The sequence below is a fragment of the Microbacterium sp. K24 genome (assembly GCF_004794465.1).
GTDB lineage: Bacteria > Actinomycetota > Actinomycetes > Actinomycetales > Microbacteriaceae > Microbacterium.
In genome coordinates this window covers 1-8,250 of sequence record NZ_SSDJ01000121.1, presented here as the reverse complement: position 1 = coordinate 8,250, position 8,250 = coordinate 1, and the positions used below count along the sequence as shown (strand labels likewise).

Below are 8,250 nucleotides of genomic sequence, written 5' to 3'. Positions count from 1 at the left end.
TGGTCGCCGGCACGAACTGCCGGCGCCCCTCCTTCTTCCGCCATCCCGTCGCAGCGGGCAGCCGGATCATCGGCCGCTGCAGGTCCGTCCGCCCCTGCAGAGCCAGCAGCGCCGGGCGCACGAACGCCTCGAACGACATCGCGACGCTCACGGGGTTTCCGGGCAGGCCGAAGACGAGCGCTCCGCCGACGTGCCCGAATGCCTGAGGCTCGCCGGGCTGCATGGCCACCGACACGAACGCGATGCGGTCGGTCAGCACGCTGCGGACGACCTCGTACGCTCCGGCACTGACCCCGCCGGACGTGACGACGACGTCGGCCCCGAGGTCGTCGATCGCGCCCGCGAACGCAGCGCCGAACGCGGCATCGTCATCGGTCACCGTCGTCACGAGCACCGGATCGGCACCCGCCAGACGGCACGATGCCGACAGCAGGATCGCATTCGACTCCGGGATCTGTCCGCGCGCGAACTCCCCGCCGGTCGGGGCGAGCTCGCTGCCGGTGGAGATCACCGCGACCCGCGGCCGCCGGACCACGTCGACCCGGTCGACTCCGGATGCCGCGAACGCGGTCGCCTGCAGCGGACCGATGCCGGTACCCGCAGGGGCGACCTCTTCGCCGGCGCGCACGTCTTCACCGCGGCGCCGGACGTGGGCGCCTTCGCCGCGTGGCGAGCCGGTCACGACGGCGGTGGTCGTCGACTCGGCGAAGCCGCCGCGGATGTGCTCGACGGGGACCACGGTGTCTGCCGCCGAGGGAACGGGCGCGCCCGTCATGATCCGCGCGGTCTCACCCGGAAGCAGGTCCGGGTCCGAAGGCGAGCCGGCGGGGATGTCGGCCACGACGCGCAGGGTGGCGGGGTGCGCGGCATCGGCTGCCGCGACGTCGGCGAAACGCACCGCGAAGCCGTCCATCGCGGAGTTGTCGAACAGCGGGACATCGACGCGCGCGTGCACCGGGGCGGCGAGCGTACGGCCGACCGCATCGATGAGAGCGACGGTCTCCGCAGGCAGGGCGGTCACCGCCGAGAGGATCACCGCGAGATGCTCGTCGACGGTGCGGCGCGTCGTCCCGGCGCCGATCGTCGGGGTGGCGGCGCGCATGCACTCAGCGTACGCCGCGGCGTCGGTCGTCCCGACGGGCTTCAGCGTGCTGCGGGCTTCAGAGTGCTGCGGCGATGAGCTCGAGCGTCTGCGCGCGCCCGGTCGGGACGTCCATCGGCTCGGAGTCGGAGGATGCCGCGACCGGAGACAGCATGACCTCATCGACCCCGTAGGTCGACGCGAAGTCGCGCAGCTCAGCGGCGACCGTCTCGCCGGTGCCGACGAACCAGCGCGACCGTGCCGCCTGGATGACCTGGTCGGTGGCGGCATCCGTCTCGACGGCCGCAGCCTCCTCGACGGTCTCGAGCGCGACGAGAGGCTGATTCAGCCGCAGGCGCGCCATCATGTGCAGCTGCGGCAGCGCGCGCGCCTCGGCCTCTTCGGCGGTGGGTGCGGCGACGACGTTGACGGTGAGGAAGGTGCGGGGCTCCGGGTTCTCCTCGCTGGGCTGGTAGCCGCTGCGGTAGAGGTCGAGCGCGCGCTCCAGGCCCTGCCCGGAGAAGTGGTTCGCGAAGACGTAGGGGAGGCCCTGGGCGGCTGCGAGCTGCGCCGAGTAATCGCTCGATCCGAGCAGCCAGACCTCGGGGGCTCCGGTCGCGGCGGGCGTCGCTCGCACCGTGTATTCGCCACCCGAGGTGAATCGCACGGTCGCGCCGTCGCCCGAGACCAGGGCCGCGATGTCCTGCACATGACGCGGGAACTGCTCGACGTCGCTCGTGGTCCCCGACCCCCGGAGCAGCTGGGTGATGACCGGATCGCTGCCGGGCGCGCGTCCGAGCCCGAGGTCGATGCGTCCGGGGGCGATGGCCTCGAGCGCGGCGAACTGCTCGGCCACGATCAGCGGTGCGTGGTTCGGGAGCATGACGCCGCCGGAGCCCAGGCGCAGCTGCGTCGTGCGGGTCGCTGCCGCGGCGATCAGCACCGGGGGAGTGGTGGACGCGACGGCCGGCATGTTGTGGTGCTCGGCGAACCAGTAGCGGCGGTAGCCGAGCCGGTCGGCCGTCTCGGCGAGTGCGAGCGACGAGGCGATGGCCTCGGCGCTGGTCTGGCCGGTGCGCACCGGGACGAGATCGAGGACGGAGAGAGCGATATCAGACATCCCTGGGTGCAACCGGCCGGATCGTCGGGGCATTCCCCGACCCGAGCGGGGAGTGCGGCCCGCGGGTCAGGCCGTGGGCGTCTGCTTGGAGCTGGCGCGCCCCTCGGTGCGCAGCGTCTCGATCTCTTCGCGATTGATGGTCGCCGCGCGGTCCAGCAGTTCGTTCGCGAAGGCGATCTGGTCGTCGGTCAGGGTGTCGAGGTAGTTGTTCCAGCGTTCGGCGACTCGTCCGTAGACGTGTCCGACCCGCGCCATCACGGCCTCGGGAACGGCGGACACGATCACGCGTCGCCGGTCGGTCTCGTCGCGGGTGCGGGTGACGAAACCCGCGCGCTCGAGCCGGTCGATCATGGCGGTGACCGCGCCGCCGGCGGTCAGGCCGGAGCGAGCCGCCAGTTCTCCCGGTGTTGCAGGTCCTTCGCTCAGCAGCAGCCCGACGGCCTGGAGGTCGGTGCCGTTGAGTCCGCCCGAGCGTGCGACGGCCTCCTGGAACAGCACGGCTCTGGCCATGAACTCGCGCATCACCTCGCCCTGTCGGGCGATGGCGGCGTCACGTGTTGACGGTTTCTGCGGCATCCGATAATCTCTCTATATTCGAGAGACTCTTATTTGGAGACTCTCTCTTTCTACGCTCAGACTATCGAAGGATCATGACATGCCCAAGGCGCTCATCATCGGCGGCGGCGTCGCCGGCCCCGCCACCGCGCTCTTCCTCCGGCGCGCCGGCTGGGATGTCGAGATCTTCGAGGCACGCAGCGCGCCGGCCCCCTACGGCGGACTGTTCCTCAACGCGGCCACCAACGGTCTGGCGGTGCTCCACGAGCTCGGGCTCCGCGACCGCCTCGTGTCGGACGGCCACCTCAGCCCGCACATGGTGATGCTCAGCGGCCGTGGCGCACGACTCGGCGTCGTGCCGAACGGCCCGGCCGCCGATCCCGCTCGCGGCAGCGTCGTCGTGCGGCGTGCGTGGCTGCACGAGGTGCTCCGCGACGCGACCGCCGATGCCGGCATCCCCCTCACGTTCGATGCGCGGCTGCAGCGCATCGAGGAGACGCCCGACGGCGTCGTCGCGCACTTCGCCGACGGACGCACCGCCCAGGGGGACGTGCTGATCGGCGCGGACGGCGTCGGATCGATCGTGCGGACGACCATCGACCCGGATGCCCCGGCACCCGCTCCGAGCGGACTGATCAGCGTCGGCGGCTTCTCCCGGGTGCCCGGTCTCGCGCCGACACCGGGCGAGCAGTACATGGTGTTCGGAGCGAAGTCGTTCTTCGGCTACCTGGTGCGCGACGACGGCACGGCCTACTGGTTCGCCAACGTGACCGCATCCGACGCGAGCCGCGACGACACCCGCGCGGTGTCGGACGAGGAGTGGCTCACGCGACTGCGGGCGCTGCATGCCGATGATCCGTACCCGGTGCCGCAGATCCTCGACCACGTGGAGGGCGAGATCGGCGCGTATGCGCTGTCCGATCTCACGCACGTGCCGCACTGGCACCGCGGGCGGCTCGTGCTGGTCGGAGACGCCGTGCACGCCACCTCGCCCAGCGCCGGTCAGGGCGCCTCGCTCGCGCTGGAGGATTCCATCGTGCTGGCCCGGCACCTGCGCGACGCGGCCGACCATGAGCAGGCCTTCGCCGCCTACGAACGCGACCGGCGGCCCCGCGCGGAGGAGGTCGTGAAGTACGCGCGCGCCGTCAACCGCAACAAGCGCGTCACCACCTCCCGTCTCGGGATCGCGCTCCGCGACGCGATGCTCCCGAGGTTCCTCCGCAACGCCTCGTCCGACACCCGCAACGATCACCTCTACAACCACGTCGTCCACTGGTGAGTCCCCGCTCCCGTCATCGCGGGTCGCCCCGCTAGCGTGGGCACATGGATGCCGAGATCTTCTACGTGCTCGTCGGAGCGGTCACCGTCGCCGCGGTCGCGCGGTGGCGAGGGTGGCCGGCGCCGCTGCTCGTCACGATCGTCGCGCTCGCGGCATCCTTCCTGCCGTTCGTGCCCGAGGTCGACATCGACGGGCACCTGCTGCTGAACCTCGTGCTGCCGCCGCTGCTCTACTCGGCGGCGCTCGACGTGTCGTTCGTCGGCTTCAAGCGCAGCCTGCCGCAGATCCGCCGGCTCGGCGTCACCCTCGTGCTGCTCACGGCGCTCGCGGTCGGTTTCGTGGCGTGGTGGATCTTCCCGGCGCTGACGCTCCCCGGCGCGCTGCTGCTGGGCGCGATCGTCGCTCCGCCCGACGCGGTGTCCGCCGCCGCCATCGGCCGCAAGCTCGGGCTCCCGCGCCGCATCATGACGGTCCTGTCGGGCGAGAGTCTCATCAACGACGCCACCTCGCTGACGCTCTACCGGGTGTTCGCGGCGATCCTGGCCGGGGCGACGCTCACCGTGTGGGACGGCATCTGGCAGTTCCTGCTCGCGGTCGGCATCGGCGTCGCCATCGGCCTCGTCTTCGGCGTCGTGCTGCACCAGCTGCGCATGCGGATCAGCGATCCCGTCGTGATCGGCACGTTCGGCCTGCTCGCGCCGTTCGGGGCCTACGCGATCGCGGAGCACCTGCTCGGGTCGGGCGTGCTCGCCGTCGTCGCGATGGGACTCTACGTCGGCTTCAACGCCCCGCGCACCGACTACACCACGCGGCAGCAGGAGAAGCCGCTGTGGCTGTCGGCCGACCTGCTGCTGGAGAGCTTCGTGTTCGCGTACATCGGGCTGCAGTTCCCGCGGGTGCTCAACGACCTCGGCAGCGAGTCGGTCGGGCACATCCTGCTGCTCTCGGGCGCGGTGCTGCTGGTCGTGCTCGTCGTGCGTCCGCTGTACATCTATCCGATCAGCGCGTGGTCGAACTTCCAGGACCGCCGCCGACTCGCCCGCATGGACCGCGGCTTCGAGTCCGGCGAGTTCGAGAAGCGGCAGCAGCAGTCCAGCCGCTGGAAGCAGTTCACCCCGGAGGAGCTCCGGACGCATGTCGTGCGCGAGCGGATGGCGGGACTCCAGCTCTCCTGGAGGGACAACGCGATCATCTCGTGGGCCGGGATGCGGGGCGTGGTGACGCTCGCGACCGCGCTCGCGGCCGCAGACCTCGCCGCCCTCGACTCCGACGCCTCGCACGCGATCGTCGTCGTCGCCTTCATCGTGACGGTGGCGACGCTGCTCCTGCAGGGTCTGACCCTCCCGATGCTGATCCGCGGTCTGGGCATCGCCAGCGACGTCGACGAGGCCGAGGACGAGAAGGCTCTGGAGGCCGTGAAAGAGAAGAGTCGCGCCGCCGGCAAGGAGTTCCTCGCCGAGAAGCGGGTCGAGTGGGAGGCGAAGCACGGACAGGTCGACATGCCCCTCTTCGACGCCTTCACGAAGAGGATGACCCGGGTGGAGCGCGACACGGACGAGGCCCAGCAGGTGGGGGACGCCGCGAGCCAGCCGTCGTACGAAGACCTCGTCGCGCTGTCCCGAGGCTGGCTGCAGGTGCGCCGCGACATCCTCCTGGCGGAGCGCGACGCCGGCAACCTCGACGAGGAGGTGATGCGGGAGCTGCTCACCGCGATGGATGCCGAGGAGCTCGCGCTCGACACCCGCGGTGCCACCCGGCCGCAGGAGCGCGCGTAGCGCAGCCGATCCGTCGCCGAGCGGCCCCTTCACGCACGAACCGGCCCCTTGCGCATGCACGCAGGGGGCCGGTTCGTTCACATCGGGGCCGGTCGGCCACGAGCGGGGGAAGGGTCAGCGGGTGCCGACCGGCTCCTTGGCGCTCGTCTCCGGCTCGTCGGCGTCGTCGGCGAAGGGCAGGCCCTCGCGCGGCGCGTTGTAGAGCTCCTCGTCGAGGATGCCCTCGCGCTTGGCCACGATCGTCGGCACGAGCGCCTGCCCCGCGACGTTGACGGCGGTGCGGCCCATGTCGAGGATCGGGTCGATCGCGAGGAGCAGACCCACGCCCTCGAGCGGCAGGCCGAGGGTCGACAGCGTGAGCGTGAGCATGACCGTCGCGCCGGTGGTGCCGGCGGTGGCCGCCGAGCCCACGACCGAGACGATCACGATCAGCAGGTACTGTACGAAGTTCAGCTCGATGCCGAAGAACTGTGCCACGAAGATCGCGGCGATGGCCGGGTAGATCGCGGCGCAGCCGTCCATCTTCGTGGTCGCGCCGAACGGCACGGCGAACGACGCGTAGGAGCGGGGCACGCCCAGGTTCCGCTCGGTCACACGCTCGGTGAGGGGCAGGGTGCCGATCGACGAGCGGCTGACGAAGGCCAGCTGCACGGCGGGCCACACGCCCGAGAAGTACTGCCTGATCGACAGCCCGTGCGTCTTCACGAGGATCGGGTAGACGACGAAGATCACCAGCGCGAGGCCGATGTAGACGGCGGCGGCGAACCAGGCGAGCGAGGCCAGCTTCTCCCAGCCGTATTCGACGACGGCGGCGCCGATCAGGCCGAAGGTGCCGAGCGGCGCGATGCGGATGATCCACCACAGCACGCGCTGGATGACCTTGAGCAGCGACTCGGTGAACGCGAGGAACGGCTCGGCCTTCTTGCCCGCCTTGAGGGCGGCGATGCCGACGGCGGCAGCGACGACGATGACCTGGAGGATGTTGAAGCTGATGCTCGACGTGGCGGTGCCCGCTTCGACGTCGACCTGCGTGCTGGCTCCGATGCCGAGGAAGTTCTGCGGGATGAGGCCGAGCAGGAAGTTCCACCAAGTGCCCACGGTGTAGGGCTCGCCCGGGGTGAGTCCCTCGCCGGCCTTCGCACCCGGCTGGATGACGAGACCGAGAACGATGCCGATGGTCACGGCGATGAATGCCGTGATCGCGAACCACAGCAGCGTCTGGCCGGCCAGGCGTGCGGCGTTCTGCACGCGGCGCAGGTTCGAGATGCTCGCGACGATGGCCGTGAAGATCAGGGGCACGACGGCGGCGCGCAGCAGCGTCACATACGAGCTGCCGATCGTGTCGAGCGTCGCGGACAGGCCGTTCGGGTTGTCCGCGGTGGCGCCGAGCTGGCGGGCGAGGAGGCCGCCGGCGATGCCGAGGACGAGGGCGGCGAGGATCTGGAAGCCGAAGGACGTCAGCAGCTTCCGGACCGGACCGCGTGTGTCAGGCGCCTTCTGGGCGCGTGCGGTGGTGCTCATGGTGTGTGGGGAACTCCAGGAAATCGCGACGTGCCGAGTGCACGCCATGACGCTCCACGCTAGGAGCGCCGGTTCGTTCCGGAGGCCGATATGACGAAGGATGACGGATGCCGTGGCATCCGTCATCCGCTCCGCCTGGTGCCGACCGGATCAGTCGGCGATGCACTCCTGGACGTTGTCCGAGATGATCTGCGTGGTCAGGGCCTTGTCGGCCTCGTTCTTCTGCTTGTCCTCGCCGTTCGCGAGGAACGTGAGGGTCTCGTTGCTCAGCTCGGAGTCGACGAGGTACTCCGCCAGGCACTCGGCGGCGTCGGCGTCGATCTGGTCGCCCATGCCCTGGGACTCGAAGAACTGGGCGAGTCCCTTCGCCACATCGTCTTCGGACGGGCGGCTCGGTCCGCCGCACGCGGCGAGGGAGAAGGCGAGCGCGGCGATAGGCAGGGCCATGAGGAGGCGGGCGGGGGTGCGCAGGTTCCGGTCGTTGAGCTTCATGGTGTTCACGTTAGCGCTGCACAGCCGATTCATAGAGGGGCTTGCATGGGGAGGATTGCCCATGCCAAGGCGCCGGCGTTCTGCCACGATGTCCTCATGTTCATCGTGACCACGAACGACGTCCCCGGTTACCGCATCACCCAGGTGATGGGCGAGGTCATGGGCCTCACGGTCCGGTCGACCGACTTCGGGCAGAGCTTCACCGCCGGCTTCCGGGCGCTGGGCGGCGGAGAGATCCCCGAGTACACCCAGGTGATGTACGAGAGCCGTCAGGTCGTCATGGGCCGGATGTGGGCCGAGGCGCAGCAGCGCGGGGCCAATGCGATCGTCGCCATGCGCTTCGACACGGGGTCGATCGGCACCTTCAGCGAGGTCTGCGGTTACGGGACCGCCGTCGTGGTGGAGCCGCTCGCCGCGGCATCCGCCC

At 70.4% G+C, this 8,250-nt stretch carries 8 protein-coding genes; 3 read left to right on the top strand and 5 right to left on the bottom strand.

The genetic code is table 11. From position 1 onward, the window contains the following. The 3 genes from glp to DW306_RS11695 form a co-directional block, all read right to left on the bottom strand. The coding region (gene glp / locus DW306_RS11705; RefSeq protein ID WP_136055770.1) for a gephyrin-like molybdotransferase Glp at positions 1-1,102 on the bottom strand (1,102 nt) is incomplete at its 3' end. A 58-nt stretch (positions 1,103-1,160) separates the two neighbouring features. Further along, entirely contained in the window at positions 1,161-2,201 is a 1,041-nt protein-coding gene (locus DW306_RS11700; protein WP_136055769.1) for an LLM class flavin-dependent oxidoreductase, read from the bottom strand. A gap of 66 nt (positions 2,202-2,267) precedes the next feature. After that, positions 2,268-2,777, bottom strand: coding sequence for a MarR family transcriptional regulator (locus DW306_RS11695; RefSeq protein ID WP_136055768.1), 510 nt, complete (start codon positions 2,775-2,777; stop codon positions 2,268-2,270). 79 nt (positions 2,778-2,856) lie between these two features. Here DW306_RS11695 and DW306_RS11690 point away from each other — a divergent pair, with 79 nt between their 5' ends. Together DW306_RS11690 and DW306_RS11685 are read left to right on the top strand one after the other, a co-directional pair. Then, positions 2,857-4,035 (top strand): NAD(P)/FAD-dependent oxidoreductase, encoded by a 1,179-nt coding sequence (locus DW306_RS11690; RefSeq protein ID WP_136055767.1) that lies wholly within the window; start codon positions 2,857-2,859, stop codon positions 4,033-4,035. A gap of 44 nt (positions 4,036-4,079) precedes the next feature. Beyond that, complete coding sequence (locus DW306_RS11685) at positions 4,080-5,810, top strand: sodium:proton antiporter (protein WP_136055766.1); 1,731 nt, start codon at positions 4,080-4,082, stop codon at positions 5,808-5,810. Between the two features lie 114 nt (positions 5,811-5,924). On the opposite strand, the gene DW306_RS11680 is transcribed toward DW306_RS11685, so the two are convergent. Both DW306_RS11680 and DW306_RS11675 read right to left on the bottom strand, forming a co-directional pair. Next, positions 5,925-7,331, bottom strand: coding sequence for a dicarboxylate/amino acid:cation symporter (locus DW306_RS11680; protein WP_205814159.1), 1,407 nt, complete (start codon positions 7,329-7,331; stop codon positions 5,925-5,927). Between the two features lie 150 nt (positions 7,332-7,481). Beyond that, on the bottom strand, positions 7,482-7,823 hold the full coding sequence (locus DW306_RS11675) for a hypothetical protein (RefSeq protein ID WP_136055765.1): 342 nt from the start codon (positions 7,821-7,823) through the stop codon (positions 7,482-7,484). Between the two features lie 96 nt (positions 7,824-7,919). Here DW306_RS11675 and DW306_RS11670 point away from each other — a divergent pair. After that, positions 7,920-8,250, top strand: a 331-nt coding sequence (locus DW306_RS11670) for a YbjQ family protein (RefSeq protein WP_136055764.1), incomplete at its 3' end; no start/stop codon positions are given.